15 protein-coding genes are annotated in these 20,647 nt (G+C 49.9%); 6 read left to right on the top strand and 9 right to left on the bottom strand.

What is annotated here, in order from left to right; genetic code table 11:
- Positions 1–19: 19 nt before the first annotated feature.
- From era to AWR27_RS21180, 3 genes are all read left to right on the top strand, one after another.
- On the top strand, positions 20–940 hold the full coding sequence (gene era / locus AWR27_RS21190) for a GTPase Era (RefSeq protein ID WP_077133030.1): 921 nt from the start codon (positions 20–22) through the stop codon (positions 938–940).
- A gap of 96 nt (positions 941–1,036) precedes the next feature.
- On the top strand, positions 1,037–2,344 hold the full coding sequence (der, locus tag AWR27_RS21185) for a ribosome biogenesis GTPase Der (protein ID WP_077133029.1): 1,308 nt from the start codon (positions 1,037–1,039) through the stop codon (positions 2,342–2,344).
- A gap of 446 nt (positions 2,345–2,790) precedes the next feature.
- Positions 2,791–3,099: an ArsR/SmtB family transcription factor gene (locus AWR27_RS21180; RefSeq protein ID WP_077133028.1), complete on the top strand. Its 309-nt coding sequence runs from the start codon at positions 2,791–2,793 to the stop codon at positions 3,097–3,099.
- 80 nt (positions 3,100–3,179) lie between these two features.
- On the opposite strand, the gene ruvB is transcribed toward AWR27_RS21180, so the two are convergent.
- Together ruvB and AWR27_RS21170 are read right to left on the bottom strand one after the other, a co-directional pair.
- The gene (gene ruvB, locus AWR27_RS21175; protein ID WP_077133027.1) at positions 3,180–4,208 is read right to left on the bottom strand and encodes a Holliday junction branch migration DNA helicase RuvB; all 1,029 of its coding nucleotides are present in this window, start codon (positions 4,206–4,208) and stop codon (positions 3,180–3,182) included.
- 88 nt (positions 4,209–4,296) lie between these two features.
- Positions 4,297–7,974, bottom strand: a complete 3,678-nt coding sequence (locus AWR27_RS21170) for a PKD domain-containing protein (RefSeq protein ID WP_198045056.1) — start codon at positions 7,972–7,974, stop codon at positions 4,297–4,299.
- A 247-nt stretch (positions 7,975–8,221) separates the two neighbouring features.
- Between AWR27_RS21170 and AWR27_RS21165 the strand changes: the two genes are divergently transcribed.
- A complete protein-coding gene (locus tag AWR27_RS21165) occupies positions 8,222–9,253 on the top strand; it encodes a PorP/SprF family type IX secretion system membrane protein (RefSeq protein ID WP_077133025.1) in 1,032 nt (343 codons plus the stop codon).
- A 12-nt stretch (positions 9,254–9,265) separates the two neighbouring features.
- Here the strand turns inward: AWR27_RS21165 and AWR27_RS21160 are convergent, their stop codons facing one another.
- The 7 genes from AWR27_RS21160 to rpsJ all read right to left on the bottom strand — a co-directional run bounded on the left by AWR27_RS21160 (position 9,266) and on the right by rpsJ (position 18,234).
- The gene (locus tag AWR27_RS21160; protein WP_077134127.1) at positions 9,266–10,498 is read right to left on the bottom strand and encodes an aspartate kinase; all 1,233 of its coding nucleotides are present in this window, start codon (positions 10,496–10,498) and stop codon (positions 9,266–9,268) included.
- 109 nt (positions 10,499–10,607) lie between these two features.
- Positions 10,608–12,542, bottom strand: coding sequence for a 1-deoxy-D-xylulose-5-phosphate synthase (gene dxs, locus AWR27_RS21155; RefSeq protein ID WP_077133024.1), 1,935 nt, complete (start codon positions 12,540–12,542; stop codon positions 10,608–10,610).
- A 185-nt stretch (positions 12,543–12,727) separates the two neighbouring features.
- Positions 12,728–13,654: a rhomboid family protein gene (locus tag AWR27_RS21150; RefSeq protein WP_077133023.1), complete on the bottom strand. Its 927-nt coding sequence runs from the start codon at positions 13,652–13,654 to the stop codon at positions 12,728–12,730.
- Between the two features lie 2 nt (positions 13,655–13,656).
- Positions 13,657–14,436 carry a rhomboid family intramembrane serine protease gene (locus tag AWR27_RS21145; RefSeq protein ID WP_077133022.1) on the bottom strand — a complete coding sequence of 260 codons (780 nt, stop codon included), beginning with the start codon at positions 14,434–14,436 and terminating at the stop codon, positions 13,657–13,659.
- Positions 14,437–14,471: 35 nt separating this feature from the next.
- Positions 14,472–16,454, bottom strand: coding sequence for a DNA mismatch repair endonuclease MutL (gene mutL / locus AWR27_RS21140; RefSeq protein ID WP_077133021.1), 1,983 nt, complete (start codon positions 16,452–16,454; stop codon positions 14,472–14,474).
- A 136-nt stretch (positions 16,455–16,590) separates the two neighbouring features.
- Positions 16,591–17,730, bottom strand: a complete 1,140-nt coding sequence (locus AWR27_RS21135) for an ATP-binding protein (protein WP_232325890.1) — start codon at positions 17,728–17,730, stop codon at positions 16,591–16,593.
- Positions 17,731–17,928: 198 nt separating this feature from the next.
- The gene (gene rpsJ, locus AWR27_RS21130; protein WP_077134125.1) at positions 17,929–18,234 is read right to left on the bottom strand and encodes a 30S ribosomal protein S10; all 306 of its coding nucleotides are present in this window, start codon (positions 18,232–18,234) and stop codon (positions 17,929–17,931) included.
- A 914-nt stretch (positions 18,235–19,148) separates the two neighbouring features.
- Here rpsJ and AWR27_RS21120 point away from each other — a divergent pair.
- Both AWR27_RS21120 and AWR27_RS21115 read left to right on the top strand, forming a co-directional pair.
- On the top strand, positions 19,149–20,129 hold the full coding sequence (locus AWR27_RS21120) for a pyruvate dehydrogenase complex E1 component subunit beta (RefSeq protein WP_077133019.1): 981 nt from the start codon (positions 19,149–19,151) through the stop codon (positions 20,127–20,129).
- Between the two features lie 151 nt (positions 20,130–20,280).
- Positions 20,281–20,640, top strand: a complete 360-nt coding sequence (locus AWR27_RS21115) for a hypothetical protein (RefSeq protein WP_232325889.1) — start codon at positions 20,281–20,283, stop codon at positions 20,638–20,640.
- Positions 20,641–20,647 lie beyond the last annotated feature (7 nt).

Below are 20,647 nucleotides of genomic sequence, written 5' to 3'. Positions count from 1 at the left end.
GCCAGCGGGATCACCTCGTATGAATACCGAGACTATAGAAAATTTTCCGGCTGACCATAAAGCCGGCTTCGTCAGCATTGTCGGCAAACCCAACGTCGGCAAATCGACCCTGATGAATCAGCTCGTCGGCGAACGATTGAGCATCATCACTTCCAAAGCCCAGACTACGCGACACCGCATTATGGGCATTCTGAACGGCAATCACAACGGGCAGGATTTCCAATTAGTCTATTCCGATACGCCGGGTATCATCAAGCCGCTGTATAAGCTACACGAGTCGATGATGAGCTTCGTGCGTGGTTCGCTCGAAGATGCCGACGTGGTGCTGTTCGTGACCGATATTTTTGAACAGTACGATGAAAACGATGTCATCGAACGGTTGCAAAAATCAGACGTGCCGATTCTGCTGCTTATTAACAAAATCGATCAGGCCACGCAGGAGCAGGTTGAAGAAAAAATGGCTTACTGGCAGACGCGTTTCAACGCACAGGAAATCATCCCGATTTCGGCACTGAACGGCTTCAATGTCGAGCGCGTATTTGAGGGCGTTATTGGCCGCCTGCCGCAGCACCCGCCCTATTTTCCAAAAGACGAACTGACCGACAAACCCGAGCGTTTCTTTGCATCGGAAATCATCCGCGAGAAAATCTTTCTGAACTACAAGAAAGAGGTGCCCTACAGTAGTGAGGTTATTGTTACCAGTTTCAAAGACAAGGAAGACATCATTGTTATTCAGGCTGAGATTCTGGTTGAGCGGGCTACACAGCGGGCTATTCTGCTGGGCGAAGGTGGCAGAATGATTAAAAAAACGGGCATTATGGCTCGCGAAGAACTCGAACGCTTCTTCGGAAAAAAAGTATTCCTCGAACAATTCGTTAAAGTAGAACCCGACTGGCGGCAAAAAGAGCGTATGCTCAAGCGGCTCGGATACGACGAATAATAGTGATGAGCGATAAGCGATGAGTGATAAGTGGGCCGGGCAGGCTGACGCCAGAAATACTCATCACTTATCGCTCATCACTCATCACTAACTAACATGGCTAACATTGTTGCTATTGTAGGACGCCCGAACGTGGGTAAGTCTACACTGTTTAACCGCCTGACCGAACAGCGGCAGGCTATTATGGACAATCAGCCGGGCGTAACGCGCGACCGGCATTACGGCACCGCTGAGTGGAACGGCAGTTATTTTACCGTCATAGACACAGGCGGCTATGTCGTTGGCTCCGACGACGTGTTTGAAGAGTCGATTCGGGAGCAGGTCGAGATTGCCATTCACGAATCGACAGTGCTGTTGTTTGTGGTTGATACACAAACAGGCATCACCGGACTTGACGAAGATTTCGCCGATGTACTGCGCCGGACAGAAAAGCCGGTGTATGTAGTGGCAAACAAAGCCGAATCGGGCGACCGTGCGCAGGGTGCGTCTGAGTTCTATGCATTGGGCCTGGGCGACCCCTATCCTATTTCATCCATGACTGGCTCGGGTACGGGCGATCTGCTGGACGAAGTTGTGAAGCATTTTCAGGGGCCTGGCATTGAAGACCCCAATGCGGGTATTCCGCGCATTGCCATTCTGGGTCGTCCGAACGTGGGTAAATCGTCGTTCCTGAACGTGCTGACCGGGCAGGAGCGCAGCATTGTAACCGATATTGCCGGCACCACCCGCGACGCTATCGATACGCGCTACCGGGCTTACGGCAAAGATTTTATTCTGACCGATACGGCAGGCTTACGGCGCAAAGCCCGCATTGACGATAACATCGAGTTTTACTCTACCCTGCGCTCGCTGAAAGCTATGGAGGAGTCGGACGTGTGTATTATTATGCTCGACGCTACCCGTGGGCTCGAAGCGCAGGACCTGAATATTATTGGTCAGGCTGCCAAGCTTAAAAAAGGTATGGTGATTATGGTGAACAAATGGGATGCTGTTGAAAAAGACCAACGCACCGCCGATGTGCTACGTAAGGCCATGATTGAGCGCATGATGCCCATCGATTACGTACCTATCATATTCGCATCGGTGCACGAGAAGCAGCGCATTTTCCAGGTGATGGAAAAAGCAACGGAGGTATACGAGAATAAGAGCAAGAAAATTGCTACCTCAAAACTGAATGAAGCGTTACAGCCTGAAATCGAAAAATATCCGCCCCCATCGCTGAAGGGCAAAATGGTGAAAATCAAGTACATGTTGCAGGTACCAACGCCGTCGCCAACGTTTGTTTTCTTTTGCAACCTGCCGCAGTATGTGGCAGAATCTTATCAGCGGTTTTTAGAGAATAAAATTCGAGCACACTTTGATTTCAATGGCGTACCCATTACGCTATTTTTCCGCCAGAAATAAGTAGAGATAGCGTTTGGAGTGAAGGGAATGTTTTCCTTAGCCTCAAACGCTATCTTTTTATCACATACCAATCAGTAGAAATTCAGAAGCTATTTTTGCAATTTTTTTCAAGAATTTTACTTATAAAGGAGTCAAATAAAATAAGCTGTATATACCTTAGTTAAATCCATCGATGTTGCTATCTTCTCAGTAAAGATCACAAAAAAGATCATTTAGATTATTTATAACCATATAAGGTGTATTACAAGAACTGGTATAAGCGTTTGGTATACATAAAAATCTTTTTTAAATACTCTACATATCAAATTATGGACATCTTATTATATGATGACTTAAGTACCTTTAAATAAATTATTTCGTTGATTCACTGTATAGTTCCGTTACCTAAACTGTTTTTTTTGTCTAACTTTAACTTAACAGTAAGAATTAACACCAACTATCTTGCCATGGCTACTGAAAACATAGTAGACGATGATCCCAGAATAGAGAAGGCGGCTTACGTACTCAAAGCCGTTGCTCATCCGCTGCGTATCAAAATCATTCAGATACTGCATGAAAATAACGAGCTAACTGTTTCGGCTATTTATAAAAACCTCAAAGCTGAACAATCCCTGATTTCGCATCACTTAATAAACATGCGTGACAAAGGCATTTTGGGTATTCGCCGAAGTGGGAAAAACATTTACTACTTTTTAGTAGATAATTCTGTTGCTGAAATTATAGACTGTATTTATAAAAGTAAAATGCTTCTTTGACGAAAGTATACATCAATAAAAAACGCAACGAAGGAATTACCTATTCGTTGCGTTTTTTTATTGGCAGTATTTCTCGATTGTTAGCCAAATAGTTCACCCGTTTTGTATTGGGGAACAATGCCGAGGTGAATGTAAGCCCGTTCGGTTGCTTCACGCCCGCGCGAGGTACGCTTCAAAAAACCTTCCTGAATCAGAAATGGCTCATAGACCTCCTCAATTGTTTCGGACTCCTCACCACAAGCGGTTGCAATGGTGCTTAAGCCAACCGGCCCTCCCTTGAACTTTTCGATAATAGTCGTCAGAATGCGAATATCCATCTCATCGAGACCATTCTGGTCAACGTCGAGTGCGCTGAGTGCCATTTCAGCAATGTCAACGTTGATGTATCCATTGCCCCGAACCTGCGCAAAATCACGAGTTCGGCGAAGCAGGTTGTTGGCAATACGCGGTGTACCCCGGCTCCGGCGTGCAATCTCATACGCGCCATTTTCATCGATGGGCGTACCAAGAATCGCCGACGAACGCTGGACAATAGTAGTTAGCAATTGTGCATCATAGTATTCCAAACGGGCGCTAATACCGAATCGGGCGCGTAGGGGCGATGTGAGCATACCGGCGCGGGTAGTAGCCCCAATTAGCGTAAACGGATTCAACTTGATCTGAACAGTTCGGGCGTTTGGCCCCGAATCGAGCATAATATCAATCTTATAGTCTTCCATCGCCGAATACAGATACTCCTCCACAATAGGATTGAGCCGGTGTATTTCGTCAATAAACAATACGTCGTTAGGCTGGAGATTGGTTAGCAACCCGGCCAGATCGGACGGTTTGTCGAGAACCGGCCCGGATGTCATCTTAATATTGGCATTCAGTTCGTTCGCAATGATATGCGACAGGGTTGTTTTTCCCAGGCCCGGCGGGCCGTGCAACAACACGTGGTCGAGGGCTTCGCCCCGCAGATGGGCCGCCCGCACGAATACTTCGAGGTTCTCCAGCACTTTGGCCTGCCCCGTAAAATCATGAAACGAGAGTGGCCGAAGTGCCCGTTCGATTTCCTTGTCGGTAGTCGTCATGCCGTCGCCCGTTCCCTTAAGAATGTCGTTTCGCATAAAATTTGTTGTACTGCTCTAAGCCGCAGAGCCTGCTTTTGTGCAAGCCTGCCTACTCCAAATTTACGAAAAAAACGGCATATTTCTGCTATCGGATGACCATTACTGTACCCCGTTTCTGAAGGCGTCCCCGATCAGGAAACGACTCGCTTTTATACGTGACCGTATATGGGTACGTCATGGCCGGGTACGTTGTTCCCTTATAGGAACCATCCCATTTTTGTTCGGGATTGCTGCTCTGAAAAATCACTTCACCCCAGCGATTGTACACTTTGAAGTCGTAGTCGATAACATAAGCCGTGAAGACCTGCAACTGGTCATTCACACCGTCGTTGTTGGGCGTGAAGGCATCCGGCACGTTTACGCGGGGTTCGCACAGGTTCAGCACCCGTGCCGAGGCCGTAGCGGTGCAGCCTTGTACGTCGGTCACGCGTATACCATACGACCCAGCCCGCTCAACGGTAATTGTCCGGGTTGTGTCGGTGCGGGGGCTGAGCCATTGGAAGCGTAACGTTGGTGCGCCGTTCGCCACTAATTGCGCCCGTCCCTGATCGCCTTCGCACAAGATGGCTTCGCGGGTGAGCGAAAACGTTGGTGGAGGGCGGTCGCCTACGCGAATGCTGCTACGACCTACGCAACCATTCTGAGTATTCCGAAGCACTAAACTATACGAACCCGGTTGCGCTACCGAAATGGTAGGAGTGGTGGCTCCGTTGCTCCATTGATATACGTTGCCGGGCTGATCGGGGTCGAGCGGAGCCAGTACTACCGCGTTGCCCGCGCACTTGAGCGTATCAGGTCCGAGCCGGGCAAAAGCGGTGCTGTCTAATCCTACCCGGATACTGTCGCTGCTGGCTTTACATCCCTGTGTATCAGTCACCAGTACGTTATAGCGGCCCGGTGCGGCAGCATCGAATACGGGCGTTGTTGCCACCTGAATGTTATTTTGGTTGAGCCAGTTGTATGTGGCTACGGTGCCACCCGTTACGCGCAAACTGATGGTGCCGCTGTTGGGACGGCTACAAAGCGCATCGTTCACGATGGGTGTGATGGCTAATTGATTGGCTGGCGACCGCAGCGTAAAGGCCGTGTCAGCCTTGCAGCTATGCACGGTATCGGTAGCACTAATTCGATAGGTTCCTTCCGGCAAATTGGTTTGACGGTTTACGTTCGAGGGTAAGGTCGCTCCGTCGCTCCGTGTCCAGAGATACGTGTAGCTGCCTGCCGGAGTGGGCGTAATGTCAATAACCCCATCCGTCGACGTACAACCACGCGGCCCCGTCAGCGACGCCTGTAGGTTAATCTTAGGCAATTCGCTCACCTGAATCGTATCCGAGTTTTCGCAAACCGTATTATCGGTCGTAAACCGGGCGACCACGGAATATGTACCCGGACGATTTACGGAGGTGGTGCGGTCGGTGCTGCCGTTGCTCCACTGAAACTCACGCCATTGCTGTTGCGGCACGGTGAGGTTTACTGCCGAGCGATAGCAGAAAACAGTGTCTGGCCCCAAATCGAGCGATGGCGGGGGCTTGATCTGCACCTCGATGGTATCGGTTTTGAAACACCCGCCATTGGCTGCAATACCAACGACATAGTAGAAACCCGGTCGGTCGAGCAATAATGTTTTCTGCCGGGCAGCCACCACGCCGTTCACTACCCAGACGTACAGTTTGGCGTTCACCTTCAAATCAAGCGTAATACCACGTCGGTTGCAGATAGCCGTATCGGCCCCAAGCCGAATGTCGGGGGGCGTTTCTACAATCGTGATCGTGTCGTTGATGGTCGTATCTCTACAAACCGTTTTTCCATCGCTCTTTAGTGTTACAATACGCAGACTAACGATGTAATCTTTGGCTTCCCGGTAGGTATGCACCTGCGGTTGCAGGGCCGTTGTCGATACGGGGCGGCTTCCGTCGCCAAAATCCCAGGTGTACGTTTCCTTGAGCTTCGGGCAGTTCGGACTGGCCTGAAAAATGGTAGGCTGATTGGCACACGTATCGGCATACGTAAAGCCCGGTCCACTCGACTGATCGTTGAAATTAGCAACGAGGTTCGGCAGCCCCAACTGACTGGTTTTGCCACCCAGCGTTTGGCCTTCGGGATTAAACCGCACCGGGTCGAGCAGGCCACCGTTCGGATTTTCGATGACCCCCACCGAACCCGCCCCTTTTACGGCCACGTAAATACGACCGTCAGGAGCAATCTGAATCGAACCATATTGCCGGGTGGTACTACTGTCGATAATCGTTCGGGATCGACTTATCAGCGAATCGGGCTGGTCGAGGTCATATTGTATCAAATACGAAGCCCCCTTCTGGCTACCATTTGCGTTGGTATCGGCCAGCATCGTTACGTACAGTTTCTTCCCATCGGGCGAGAACTCCACGCCGTATGCTTTGGGTGGTGCCGGGCCGAGGTCAATTGTTCGTCGGAACGTCATAGCCCCGGTCGAGTCGTTGAACGTAAACAGGTCGATGGAGTTTTTGGGCGGGCCGGGAATGACAACCGCCAGCGGGCGATTCCCTTCGTTGCCGCTGGTTGTATCGGCGGGACCAATTTTGATATAGCCTTCAGCTTTGGTGAGCGTATCGATGACCTGCCCCCCCGCAAACGTTGTCGATGTTGGGGCTTCGGCCCGCGTCAGGTGGTTAATCTGAAAGACGTTACTACCGAAAAGTCGGGTAATTACCCAATACGTTGAGTCGCGGTCATTACGGACCGACGCCGACTGTTCGGTAGCCTGCCCGACAGACGTAACAGGAATGTTTTTCTCGATGATAGCCCCCTTACCGCCATTCTGCCGCATATCTACGACGCTGTAGGTTAGTTGCCTGGTTCCGCGCACCTCCGACGTTGTGTACACATAGTACAGATACTCGCAGCCCCGGCAGGTTGGCTTCGGCACAATCAGGGCCGACTGCGTTGATTTAGAGTTACCGCCCAGCGGAATTTTAGGTGCCGTAGCCGCCGAATCGCGTGGGTCGAGCGATTTTAGCGGTTTGCCTTCCTTGTCGTAAATCGTAATACCATCCGTATAAAATAATAACCGGCCTTTCGTGTCGGCGATGGACGACGTTCCTTCAACGGTATTCAGACTGGCATCGTCGATGGGCCGCGCATTGCCACCGCCAAAGTCAAGCCCGGCGTTGTTGCCAAAGTACCACTTCACCCCCTGCGACTGCGGGCGTTCGCCACAGACCGACACATTGACGCGGTTCTGATACGAACAGCCATTCGGGCTAATGGCCTCAACGGAGTAGCAACCCGAACTATCGACCTCAATGGTTTGCGTGGTATCGCCCTTGGGATACCACAAAAATTTATAGCCCTGTGGTGTAGGCCCACCGGCATATGGGTCGAGTGTCAGCTTTTCGCCGATACAAATGGTGGTATCGGTACGCCACTGCGGAAACGGTTGTGGCGGCACGTTAATAACGATGGGGCGCGTAACGGTCTGCGTTACAGTACCACTAAGCGTTCGGGTAAGCCGAATCGTGTAGGAGCCAGGTTGTTGGTAAACGTGCCGGGCAATTGAATCGTTTTGTTTAGTGACGGAAGTGCCGTCGCCGAAGTCCCAAACACGGGTTGTAACGCCGGTTTGCAGGCTATCGGTAAACGTAAGCGAGTCGGCCCGGCATTCCTGATCGGGCGTACATGCCTTACCCCGGACTTTAATGCTCTGTGTCTGCGTTTGTGCCTGTACCGCCGACATGCCGAACACAATGAGCAGCATCGCCCATAGCCCCCTTACTACACTATGCATACAAGTCCTCACCATGAAACACGCTGACAAATCGCTACCTCTCAAATTCTTCCCTCAGCATAACAACAGCGGGGGCATTACGTTAGTATAAACGAAGTGGTTAAGCTAAAATTTTATGCGGCTACTACCACGGGAACACTGAAAAATCCTGTATTTTTATAGACTGTTGTGTGCATCATTACGCCCAATTATGGCGTATCGTTGCAAGGAAAAAAGTTGGCCCAGTCTTTGCCCTGATTTCGCTAATATGTTCAAGAAATACCTACTGTTAATCGCTCTGTTGAGCCTGAGTCGGCTGGGTTTTGCCCAGGACCCTCAGTTTACGCAGTTCTACGCGGCTCCGCTGTATCTGAACCCGTCGTTTGCCGGGTCGGCGTTTGCCCCGCGACTAACGGCCAACTACCGCAACCAATGGCCCGCCATCACCAACTATGTAACCACGGCGATTGGGTTCGATCATTACTTCGAGAAGGTCAACAGCGGTGTTGGACTGTTGATTATGAACGATAACCAGGGGCAGGGGCGCATTCAGTCTACCGAAATCGGGCTGCAATACTCGTACCAGTTTCAGGTAGGCGAAACCACGTTTATGCGATTAGGGTTGCAGGGGTCTTATGTAAACCGAAATATCAACTATTTTGGTTTAACAACGGGCGATCAATTCACTGACCGGGGCTTTATTACAGGCAGTTTATCCAACGACCCGGCCTTGCAGGGTGGTATGCCGCAGAACAAATACGTCGATTTTTCGACGGGTGGGCTGTTTTACTCCGATTGGTTCTGGATTGGGGCAGCCGCGCATCATATCAACCGGCCAGACCAGGGTTTCTTCGTAGGTGGTCGCGACCGGTTGCCTATGAAAGGCAGCCTTCATGCGGGTCTACGCATTCCGTTAGCTGGTTATACCGGCCTCGCCGACGAACTCGACCGCGAAATCAGCTTCTCGCCGGTAGTGCTGTATAAATTTCAGGGCAAATACGATCAGTTAGACATGGGGGCCTATTTAACGTATGCTCCTCTCACGATTGGCGCGTTTTATCGGGGTATTCCATTCAAAAAATACGCGCAAACGATTAATAATCACGATGCTGTTGCCCTGCTGGCTGGCTATCGTATGGAAAAATTCTCCATCGGATATAGTTACGACGTAACAATTTCGACCCTCGGCAATAGCGGTGGCTCGCACGAATTATCGCTGTCATACATCTTCGAAAAACCTGAAAGTCGGCGAGGTGGTGCCCGCAAACGCAACAGAAAGCTGCCCTGCCCGAAGTTCTGATTTGCCCCAACACTATCGCACCACCAACTGCACCGTATACCGGCTTTTCTGCTCCAGCAGCAACTTTTTGTCGATCAGCACCCGCTCAATAGTGCTTTGGTCGTAATAACGAATGGTAATCAACTCCAGATTTTCGTTGTAGGTCACGCGAAAATCCTGGCGAAGTTGCTCCAGCAGAGCGGGTACCCGGTCAGCGTTCTGATCGACTACGACTGAAAAACTGATTGCCGTATTCTGCATCAGGTTAATTTTTACGCCTGCCTGCGCAAATCGGCCAAAAATCCGGCTTAGGTTGTCTTCGGCAATGAACGAAAAATCGTTCGGGTGTAGCGAAATTAATACCTGATCGATTTTGAAGATGAACGACGGCATCGTCAAATGTCCCTCAAAGTTACCGATGACCGTGCCGGGCGCGTCGGGTTTCAGAAACGACCGGACGTAGAGCGGAATATTTTTATTCTGAAGCGGCTTAATCGTTTTTGGGTGAATAACCGTCGCGCCGTAATAAGCGAGTTCAATGGCATCCTGGTACGTCAGTTTTTCCAGTAAAACTGTATCATCGAACCATTTCGGGTCGGCATTCAGCACCCCCGGCACGTCTTTCCAGATCGTAACGCTTTTGGCATTCAGGCAATACGCAAAAATGGCGGCTGTATAGTCAGACCCTTCACGGCCCAGCGTTGTTGTGCGCCCATCAATGGTTTGACCGATAAAACCTTGTGTAACAGCAACAAACTCTCCAGTAACCGCTTTCGTAATTCGCAAAGCAGTTTCGGCCCAGTCAACACGTCCTTCGCGGAAAGTAGCATCGGTACGAACAAGCTGTCGGGCATCGAGCCAACGCACGGGCAAGCTGACCTGTGCCAGGCAAACACCCACGACTCGGGTCGAAAGTAGTTCACCAACCGAGACAATCTGGTCGTAGATAGCGTTGTATGTGCCTTGCGGGGGCGTTTTCAGGTAGCCGTCGAGGTCATACAGCAAGTCGTCGATAACGCCAATGCCCAAGCCCAGATCAGCCAAAATCTGCTCATGGTACTGCTTAACGACTTCCCAATGCCGGTGCATTGCATCTAAGTCGGCTGCGGCATACGCCCGTACTACCTCTTCGAGCGCGTTGGTTGTTTTACCCATTGCCGAAACCACTACTACGGCGTTCTGCCCTTGCGTTCGTACAATTTGAGCCAAATTGAGCACACCGGCAGCATCTTTCACCGATGCCCCGCCAAACTTAAAAACCTTCATATCGGTAAAGGGGAACACGGATTATACGGATGCTGCGGATAAACACAGGTTTTTGGTTATATCTGTGTTTATCCGCAGCATCCGTATAATCCGTGTTCCATTCAATTTTTTATACTGTCACCCGACTACCTGCGTAGAGCAACTCACGCACAGCTTCGGCAATACCGTTGGGGTCGAAGCCACATTCGCGGTGGAGTTCGATTTGTTCGCCGTGTTCGATAACGGCGTCGGGAATACCTAAGCGTTTAACACGGGCCGAGTAGCCGTGTTCGGCCATAAATTCCAGCACGGCACTGCCAAAGCCGCCCATCAGGCAACCGTCTTCTACGGTCAGCACCCGATCAAAACGGCTGAAAATCTGATGTAAAAGTTCTTCGTCGAGGGGTTTAACATAACGCATGTCAACATGAGCAGGTCGGATACCTTCTTTCGCCAGCATGTCTGATGCCTTTGTGACATAGTTTCCAATATGCCCGATGGTCAGAATAGCTACGTCTTCGCCGTCCTGAATCATGCGGCCTTTACCAATTTCCTGCTTTTCGAGCGGAGTGCGCCAGTTGGGCATCACCCCTTCGCCACGCGGGTAACGAATGGTAAACGCCCGCTTGCCCTGTTGTATCTCATCCGACTGAGCCGTAAACATCATATTTCTGAGTTCCTGCTCATTCATTGGCGCGGCCACAATCATATTCGGTACGCAACGCATGTAGGCCAGATCATAGGCTCCGTGGTGGGTTGGCCCATCGGCTCCGGCGAAACCGGCCCGGTCGAGGCAGAAAATAACGGGCAGTTCCTGAATGCAAACGTCGTGAATGACCTGATCATAAGCCCGTTGCATAAAGGTTGAATAAATATTACAGAATACCACTTCGCCCTGCGTTGCCATGCCCGCCGAGAACGTTACCGCGTGCTGTTCGGCAATGCCCACATCGAACGCCCGCTTCGGCATGGCCTTCATCATGATATTCATGGACGATCCTGACGGCATAGCAGGTGTAACACCCACAATGCGCGGATTCTGCTCAGCCAGTTCAACCAGCGTATGCCCAAAAACATCCTGGTATTTGGGCGGCTGGGGCATATCATGAACTTTCTTCTGGATAACCCCCGTCACCTTATCGAACAAGCCGGGCGCGTGCCATTTGGTCTGATCTTTTTCGGCAGGTGCATATCCCTTGCCTTTCACCGTCAGCACGTGCAGTAATTTCGGGCCGGGAATATGCTTCAAATCTTCGAGTACGCTCACCAAATGATCGATGTCGTGTCCGTCGATGGGGCCGAAATAGCGGAGGTTCAGCGACTCGAACAGGTTGCTCTGTTCCAGCAGCGAACTTTTAATTCCCGACTGCACCTGCGATACTAATTCCTGGGCAGTTTTGCCCAATTTATCCATTTTACCCAGCAGGTTCCAGATTTCGTCTTTAACCCGATTGTAGGTCTGCGAGGTCGTAATATCCGTCAGGTATTCGCGCAAAGCACCCACATTGGGGTCAATGCTCATGCAGTTGTCGTTAAGTACGATCAGCAGATTGCTATCGGTGGCCCCGGCGTGGTTCATCCCCTCGAACGCTTCCCCCGCCGTCATGGCACCATCGCCAATAACAGCAATATGGTTGCGCTGCGTATTTCCCTGCAACTGCGACGCAATTGCCATACCCAAAGCGGCTGAAATCGACGTTGACGAATGGCCTACGCCAAACGCATCATATTCACTCTCTTTACGCTTCGGAAAACCCGACAAGCCTTTGTAAAAGCGTTGTGTGTGAAATTTATCGCGCCGACCGGTCAGTATTTTGTGGCCGTATGCCTGATGGCCCACGTCCCAAACTAATTGATCGTCAGGGGTATTGAATACGTAGTGAAGCGCGACTGTAAGCTCAACAACGCCGAGACTTGCCCCAAAATGACCGCCGTATACCGACACATCGTCAATAATAAACTGACGAAGTTCGTCGGCTAATTGGGGTAGTTGTACTTTATCAAGTTTACGGAGATCGGCGGGCGTAGTAACGGTAGCCAGCAGGTTGCCGGGGGTGATTAGCATATCAGTAGCTGAGAAGCGTCTGTGTCACAACAACAAACACACAAAGTACAATGTTTCGCCGGTCGTTTTGGGCTGTGTGTTTGAAAGGACGAAGGTAAGCCGTTTTGGTCGAATTGAAAAAAACCAAGCCCCGCCCGCTCTATGATATACGAGCGCAGCGAGGCTTCAGATTGTAGAAAATCACTTCAGTTCCGCTGACTGGCGCGGAAAAGTTTTTGTTTTTCTTCACGTGTGAGGCTCTCATAGCCCGACCGGGAAATTTTATCCAAAATCATATCCACCTCATCCTGATCAGGTGCAGACGCGGCTGTAGACGAGCTTCCAGACGACACAAACGGGCTTGCAGTTTGCGCACTGGCATTGCTCCGTTGCCGATACGAAACCTTAACAGGTGGCTTGGGTCGAAGCAGGTTCGACCAGCCATCGGCCAGCCAGTAAATGGGGCGACCCAGGTCGGTGCCGTTTTGCAGTAGTTTCACATAGCAAAAGCCCATTAATGCTCCGCCTAAATGAGCGAGATTACCACCCGCGTTGGTGCCTGCCGACTGCGCTACCGATAAAATGATGAAGAAGAAAACGATGTATTTAATACGAACCGGGCCAAAAAACAGCAGATGAAAGGTATAATTAGGCAAGAGTGTAGCCGCTCCAACCGCTACCGAAAAAGCCGCTCCCGATGCGCCGAGCATTCGGGCTACTTCGGCCTGCCCCTGAAAGTAAGGCACGGTATTGTACATAATCAGGTAAAGCAATCCACCGGCAATGCCGCCCATAAAATACAGCCCAACCAGTCGGCGACTGCCTAAGTACTCGTCGATCAGCCGACCAAACCAGTACAGAAACAGCATATTGTAGAGGATGTGAAAAATTTCGTCGTGCGCGAAAAAATAAGTAAACAGCGTCCAGGGTTTTTGGATGAACGCACCAATACCGCCCGGAATCATCAATTGTTCCCGAACCAGATAATACATGGGCGATTCGTTGGCGATTGTCAGACCCACTTTGGTGAGCAACAGCACCAGAAACACCACCAGGTTCACTAATATCAACTGCACCAACGTGTTGTTGGGCTTGCTGAATTCGCTTCGAAAGTCATCAAACAACCCGCTCATCACTAATAAAACGTTTTCCGTTGTGAACCCCAGTATTTTACCAATATGAATGCAAATAACATGCCCCCAATGTGGGCAAAATGGGCTACGTTATCTGATTGCGCTCTATATACGCCCGAATACAACTCGTAGGCCCCGTAAAAGATAACGAGGTATTTCGCCTTAATCGGTATAGGAGGAAACAATAAAAATAACTCAGTGTTTGGAAACAGCAGGCCAAACCCCATAATCACCCCAAAAATCGCACCAGAAGCCCCAACCATTGGTTGGTCTACCTGATTTAGATAGTACCGATTAATAATCTGTACGCTTCCGTCGACTAATCGCTGACTATTGGGTTGCGCTTCATATTGGTTAATGAAATCGGTTACCCGGTCGTAGAGCGAATTGGCGTGTTGCGTAAAGAACCCGATAAACGCATCGGGTGTTGGATTAGCCCGATAAGCCTGAACGGCTTCATATACGTCGCGCATCTCATAATAATTGATTCCCGAAAACAGCAGGGCTGCGCCAATACCCGTGAAAAAGTAAAAGAACGTGAACCGCTGCGCCCCCCAGAATTGCTCCAGCATTGGCCCGAACACAATCAGCCCCAGCATGTTGCTGAAAATATGCCCGAAACCGCCATGCAAAAACATATGCGTTAGCAACTGAATCGGATTAAACAAATCCGACAGAAACGAATGCAAGCCAAACTGTTCGATAACCTGATCATTCGTGAAAATAAAAGCGACAACGTTGAGTAGCAATAAAGCGCGAACGACCGGCGTGAGTGCAAACATTGTTTATTCGTTAATTTACGATATTAACCGATTTGTCAGCGAAAAAGTCCCGCAATTTTATCCAACGATAAAATTACTATCACTGGTTCGCCCGTTGGCGTATAGCTTGGGTTGGTCGAGGCAAACAACTGATCGACCAATGCTTTTCGCTCTATGGCACTGAGCCGCGTTGTGTGCCGCGCTGATGCCCGCTTCCCCAGCGACCGTGCCAGCGATTCGGCCCGGTCTAATTTTAGTCGCCCAGTGTCGACCCGGAGTTGTGCCAGGAGGTTGGCAAACAGCTCTTCCTCACTCTCGCCCGTCATCAGCGTTGGCACTCCCCGAATAATAAAGGTGTTCTGGCCCAACTCATCGAACTCAAACCCCAGTTTCGTCAGGTCCTGGCGCAGGTCGAGAGCTAACTGAAAATCAACTGCCGACAGCGTCACGGTTTTCGGAAATAAGAGTTGCTGCGAGGCTCCGCTGCCTTTCGTCAAAGCTGCCTGAAACTGATCGTACAAAACCCGTTCGTAGGCCCGGCGTTGGTCTATCACAGCCATACCTGCCCGCACCGGTGCCAGTAAATAGCGATTCTGTATCTGCAAAATAGCTTCGCCTTCGACACCACCAGCATCCGTTGGCTCCACCATAAGCTGTAACTGATTGGCCCGACTGCCGAGTGTGATGGCCTCGCCCCCGTTGGCGGCTGTCTCTGCCATTGGCACGTTAGACCTGCCCGGCCCTAACCAATCTCCTTCGTGCGACGTTTCGGGGGTGTCTGCCGTCTTGGGGGTTGCCACGCCCTCATACAACGCCTGCCAGTTATTCACGCTCGGCTTTGGCGGAGCGTCGCGCCGGGGTAGATCGAAACTGCGGCCCGCTGCCCGGTCGAGCGAGTCGGTACGGCCTGAGCTGCGTTCGCTAACGGGAGTAGCCGACGAAGCCCCGCCCGATGCCCATGACGGCGTAATAGGCGTAGGCTGAAGTGCCGCCGACCGACCGCCCGCCAGAAAGTTTACGTCAGACTCGAAATCGAGCGACGGGGAGAGGTTATACACGCCTACTGCTTTCCGAACGGCGGCCATCATAATGGCATATACGGATCGCTCGTCGTCGAACTTGATTTCTGTCTTGGTCGGGTGAATGTTGATGTCGATGTGCGACGGGTCAATGTCAATAAACAGCACATAGAACGGATGGCTCCCTTCGGGCAACGTGCCTTCGTAGGCTCCAATTACGGCATGGTGCAGGTAATTATGCTTGACGTAGCGGTTGTTAACGAAGAAATACTGTTCGTTACGCGTTTTCCTGGCCGATTCGGGCTTGCCAATATAACCGCGCACGGTTACGTAGGGTGTCGTTTCTTCGCACTGATTCAACTGCTCGCGGTAACTCTTGCCAAACATGTCGATAATTCGGCGGCTGAGTTTCCCGGCAGGCAGGTTATAAATTTCCTGGTCGTTATGAAACAGTGAAAAGGCCACTTCGGGATTTGCCAGAGCCACGCGCTGAAACTCATCGAGCACGTGCCGCATTTCGACCGAGTTCGATTTCAGGAAGTTACGCCGGGCTGGTACATTGAAAAACAGGTTTTTAATGAGCAGATTCGTGCCGGGTAAACACGATATAGATTCCTGCGCTTTAATGTCGGAGCCTTCGATCCGAATCAACGTACCGAGCTCATCTTCGGCCCGGCGCGTGCGCATTTCTACCTGCGACACGGCAGCAATCGACGCCAGAGCTTCGCCCCGAAAGCCCATTGTGCGGATTCGGAACAGATCGTCTGAAGTACGAATTTTCGAGGTGGCGTGTCGTTCAAAACTCATGCGGGCGTCGGTTTCGGTCATACCTACGCCGTCGTCTACAATCTGGATTAGATTGCGCCCCGCTTCCCGAATAATTACCTGTATCGATTTAGCCTTCGCGTCGACCGAGTTTTCGAGCAACTCCTTTACCACCGACGCGGGCCGCTGCACTACCTCGCCGGCTGCGATCTGGTTGGCAATAGAATCGGGGAGTAGCTGAATAACATTTAACATGGCTATTTTTTCTTCGTCGCCGACTTATGTGCCGGGTTATCAATATACGAAGAAAACAGGGAAATTGGGCGTATGATTCAGATGAAAAGAGATAAAATAGCGTAGTAGCCAACGGGCTGATAGCCTATTATTTGAATTAGTAAAGCAGCCCAAACAACCACAGCGGAATTTTGCGTCCGTAGCCCACCTCTATGTCATTGGCGGCAACATAAGCCTGTTCAATGTTCGTAAGCTGACGTCGGTTTTTACTGGCTCCACCTACCTCAATGGTTATCTGCCGGTCAATCTTAAAATCGCCGTCTTCTGTGTATTCGACCTGATGACCAAGGTGGATTTGACTTAATAAAAAGCTTTCCCGGATGGTTCCTTTATTGGGTTGGCTTTGATGCAATGCATAGTGTACGTTTGGATGGCTCAAATACACTTTTTCTGGTTTCTGCAAACGGGTAACGCCAAAACTGTCTCGGTGTAACAACAGCAATATACCCAGTTCTTCGAGGTAATGCATATACTCAACCACCAGCCCTCGCGTGGTATGCAGTTGCTCACTGAGCTTGCTGATATTGGGTTTAAGTGGTACGCTCTCAGCCAATACGACCAATAGCTGCTTAAGTTTGTCGACCGTGGCATAGCTAATGCCATAAACCGACGGTAAATCGATTTCGAGACTAAGCGCGATAGTCTCGGTCAGTTTCTGACTGTAAACTTCCTTGTTTTCGAGAAAATAAGGGTAGTAGCCGTGCTTTAGATAATCAGCCCAATGAGCCAGTGGCTTAAACGAAGCTGTCAGGTCGGCGGCTATTTGTGTATGCCGCTCCAGCAGGTCTGTCAGGCTGACTGGGGACCACGCAACCAGTTGTTGAATCCGCAAAAACTCTCTAAACGATAACCCCGGTAGTTGATACATGACGGCCCGCCGACTCAGGTCGCCCTTGCCACGTTCGAGGTGTATGATCGATGAACCTGTGAAGATGATGCGTAGGTCAGGAAAGTCATCGTATAAGTTTTTTATCTCCTGCGACCAGTTGGCGTAACGATGTACTTCATCCAGCACCAGAACCAACCCACCCTGCCGTGTGAAGCTGGCTCCCAGGTCATACAATCGGTTCATGCTGAAATATAAGTCATCCAAGCTTACATACAGTGCTTGCTCCAACGCAAAGCCACTAAGCTTAAGATATTGCAGAACAAGGGTGGTTTTGCCAACGCCCCGCGCACCTTTTATACCAATAAGCCGATTGTCAGCCCATGTGACTTTCACAAGAGCATCCCGCATAAATTGCGTCGACACCCGTTGTAGCTTAATTGCTGATTTTGCGAGCAGCGTTTCCAAATCTGTTTTTTCAAAAGTACAAAAATACGCTATCACTGTTTCTTTTAAAAGGCAAATATAGTTAACCAGTATGTAGGATAAAAGCAAAACGCCCGAATGATAGCTCATCCGGGCGTTTCCAAAATCTAAACAGGAAAGTAATTATACCTTGATTTCTACGTCAACACCGCTGGGCAGTTCAAGCTTCATCAGGGCATCAACGGTTTTCGCGCTGCTGCTATAGATGTCAACCAGCCGCTTGTAGGTACAAAGCTGGAATTGCTCCCGCGCTTTTTTGTTAACGTGGGGCGACCGCAGCACGGTGTAAATTTCTTTATCGGTTGGCAGGGGGATGGGGCCGCTTACGACAGCACCCGTTGATTTAACTGCTTTTACGATTTTCTCCGCCGACTTATCGACCAGCATATGGTCGAAGGATTTCAGCTTAATGCGAATTTTCTGGCTCATTCGATTGTGGTTCGTTTGGTGATTAAGCCCTGCCGAAAGAACCATTTACTCCGGTCGGGCTTTTTGTTTTGGCCCGCAAAGGTACGAAATTTTAGTACATAATCCTACATCAAGAAACTGTCTAACTTAACGGTTATTGAACATAGTCTGTTACTACGCCAGATTATACAACAGAGCGATTCACATACAAATACAATAAGTATTCATATGTAGATTTATTATATGTTTATTTCTCTAAAATTAGTATTTATTTCTACAATAAAAGCCATTATTATTCATTACATACTTGTAAGTTATGCCGATTGGCGAGATTATCTCTCATCTAAAGTAGTATGAACAAGTTCTTGTATTTGCCACTAATCGTAATACTATCTATTCAGGCAAAAAAATCTTCGGCCAAAGAGTGTGTAACTATTGGCGATTCGATACGGGTTGGTCTTGTACTTAAAACAACCCCTTTGCCGCTTTTAGCTGAAACGTTAATTAACGGAAGTCTTCAAGTTACAGAAGCCGGGATAACGTATTCTCCGCAACCTTGCTTTATTAAGGATAGAAAATTGGAGAGGAAATTCAGTACTATTTTTCCCTGTAACAACCACTTAGTCAAAACGTTAACCCTAAGTTTTGAGGACGTAGTGGCAGTCAGACGTAGAAGTTATCTTTTCTTGGTTCCAAACAGGGTATTAATCATAGATAAAAACCGGCAAACGTATCTATTTATTACGTTTAAGCGCAGAACGATTATCAACGCCTATAAACGGTTCAAACAGGCAAAGCCAAACTAATTTCTCCCTACACCCACATTTGATGAATCAGGGTGTTTTGCCTAATTTTGGCTGGTTTTTATACCACCCGCCTGTTTCGGCCCCGATGTGGACAAACAGGTGCTGTCAACCGAAACTAACGCACTCAGCATGAGAGAAATACAGTTCCGCGAAGCCCTGCGCGAGGCCATGTCAGAAGAAATGCGCCGTGACCCGCTCGTTTACCTGATGGGCGAAGAAGTTGCCGAATACAATGGTGCCTATAAAGTGAGTCAGGGTATGCTCGATGAATTCGGGCCGGAACGCGTGGTCGATACGCCCATTGCCGAGCTTGGCTTTGCAGGGATCGGCGTCGGCTCGGCAATAAACGGTCTGCGGCCTATTATCGAGTTTATGACGTTTAACTTCTCGCTTGTAGCTATAGACCAGATTATCAACTCGGCAGCCAAAATCATGAGCATGTCGGGCGGGCAGTATTCGTGCCCTATCGTGTTTCGCGGCCCAACCGGCAACGCGGGTATGCTATCGAGTCAGCACTCGCAGAATTTTGAAAACTGGTTTGCCAACACGCCCGGCCTGAAAGTGGTAGTGCCGTCGAATCCTTACGACGCCAAAGGGTTGCTGAAAAGTAGCATCCGCGATAACGACCCGGTTATTTTTATGGAATCGGAGTTGATGTACGGCGACAAAGGGCAGGTGCCGGAAGAAGAGTACCTGATACCGATTGGTCAGGCCAATATTGTGCGCGAAGGCAACGACGTTACGATTGTGTCATTCGGCAAAATCATGAAAGTGGCCCTCGCTGCTGCCGACGAACTGGCGAAAAATGGTGTTCACGCCGAAGTAATCGATCTGCGTACGGTGCGCCCCATCGACTATGCTACTATTCTTAGCTCGGTGAAAAAAACCAACCGCTGCGTTATCGTAGAAGAAGCCTGGCCGCTGGCGGCTATCTCGTCGGAGTTGACCTACAACATTCAGCGCAACGCCTTCGATTATTTAGACGCGCCGGTAGTGCGGGTCAATAGCATGGATTTGCCGCTGCCTTATGCCCCCACGCTCATCGAAGCTATTTTACCAAATGTGAAGCGTACCTTGCAGGCCGTTGACACGGTGATGTATAAAAAATAAGTATCCCTACAGGCACAAAAAAACCAGTCGTGTTGCGACTGGTTTTTTCTTTGTGCGATAGTTAATTGTAAAACGGGCAAGCCTGCCGATTTGTTTTGCATATGAAAAATAGTAAAATTATTTTTCAAAAAAATATGATTATGCAGGATTTATGCAAAAAACGCATAGCACGATGGCCGAAAAAGCTGTACTACGCCCCACGGGACGCGTCATTTATGAAGTAAGCCTACAACATGTCGGCTCGCTGAACGCGCTGCGCCAACGCGAGCCGACAACTATTTATTTTTCTAATTTACGGAAAGCGGTAGATGCTATCACTGCCGAACTGGCCTTCAATAACTGGCCGCCCAGGGTGAATTATACGGCGGTGTATCGGGGTATAAAACAACGGGAGTTTTATAGCTGCGATTTCGACGTAGCCGGAACCCGCGTTTTTCGGGTCAAAGTTGTGTCGCGCATCCTCAACCCCGCCCTACCCCGATTAGGTATTGACGAAAATCCGGTACGGTGAAAACCTC

The sequence above is a fragment of the Spirosoma montaniterrae genome, from assembly GCF_001988955.1.
GTDB lineage: Bacteria > Bacteroidota > Bacteroidia > Cytophagales > Spirosomataceae > Spirosoma > Spirosoma montaniterrae.
Note: the sequence above shows the minus strand (reverse complement) of the source record. Positions and strands in the feature narration are given on the sequence as shown.

What these genes read in the sequence shown, in the direction of transcription:
- AWR27_RS21115 (WP_232325889.1), top strand. Translation starts at nt 20,281, where the DNA reads ATGCAAAAAACGCATAGCACGATGGCCGAAAAAGCTGTACTACGCCCC.
- AWR27_RS21150 (WP_077133023.1), bottom strand. Translation starts at nt 13,654, where the DNA reads ATGAGCGGGTTGTTTGATGACTTTCGAAGCGAATTCAGCAAGCCCAAC.
- mutL (WP_077133021.1), bottom strand. Translation starts at nt 16,454, where the DNA reads ATGTTAAATGTTATTCAGCTACTCCCCGATTCTATTGCCAACCAGATC.
- AWR27_RS21165 (WP_077133025.1), top strand. Translation starts at nt 8,222, where the DNA reads ATGTTCAAGAAATACCTACTGTTAATCGCTCTGTTGAGCCTGAGTCGG.
- AWR27_RS21180 (WP_077133028.1), top strand. Translation starts at nt 2,791, where the DNA reads ATGGCTACTGAAAACATAGTAGACGATGATCCCAGAATAGAGAAGGCG.
- AWR27_RS21170 (WP_198045056.1), bottom strand. Translation starts at nt 7,974, where the DNA reads ATGCATAGTGTAGTAAGGGGGCTATGGGCGATGCTGCTCATTGTGTTC.
- AWR27_RS21120 (WP_077133019.1), top strand. Translation starts at nt 19,149, where the DNA reads ATGAGAGAAATACAGTTCCGCGAAGCCCTGCGCGAGGCCATGTCAGAA.
- AWR27_RS21160 (WP_077134127.1), bottom strand. Translation starts at nt 10,498, where the DNA reads ATGAAGGTTTTTAAGTTTGGCGGGGCATCGGTGAAAGATGCTGCCGGT.
- rpsJ (WP_077134125.1), bottom strand. Translation starts at nt 18,234, where the DNA reads ATGAGCCAGAAAATTCGCATTAAGCTGAAATCCTTCGACCATATGCTG.
- ruvB (WP_077133027.1), bottom strand. Translation starts at nt 4,208, where the DNA reads ATGCGAAACGACATTCTTAAGGGAACGGGCGACGGCATGACGACTACC.
- dxs (WP_077133024.1), bottom strand. Translation starts at nt 12,542, where the DNA reads ATGCTAATCACCCCCGGCAACCTGCTGGCTACCGTTACTACGCCCGCC.
- AWR27_RS21135 (WP_232325890.1), bottom strand. Translation starts at nt 17,730, where the DNA reads ATGCGGGATGCTCTTGTGAAAGTCACATGGGCTGACAATCGGCTTATT.
- era (WP_077133030.1), top strand. Translation starts at nt 20, where the DNA reads ATGAATACCGAGACTATAGAAAATTTTCCGGCTGACCATAAAGCCGGC.
- AWR27_RS21145 (WP_077133022.1), bottom strand. Translation starts at nt 14,436, where the DNA reads ATGTTTGCACTCACGCCGGTCGTTCGCGCTTTATTGCTACTCAACGTT.
- der (WP_077133029.1), top strand. Translation starts at nt 1,037, where the DNA reads ATGGCTAACATTGTTGCTATTGTAGGACGCCCGAACGTGGGTAAGTCT.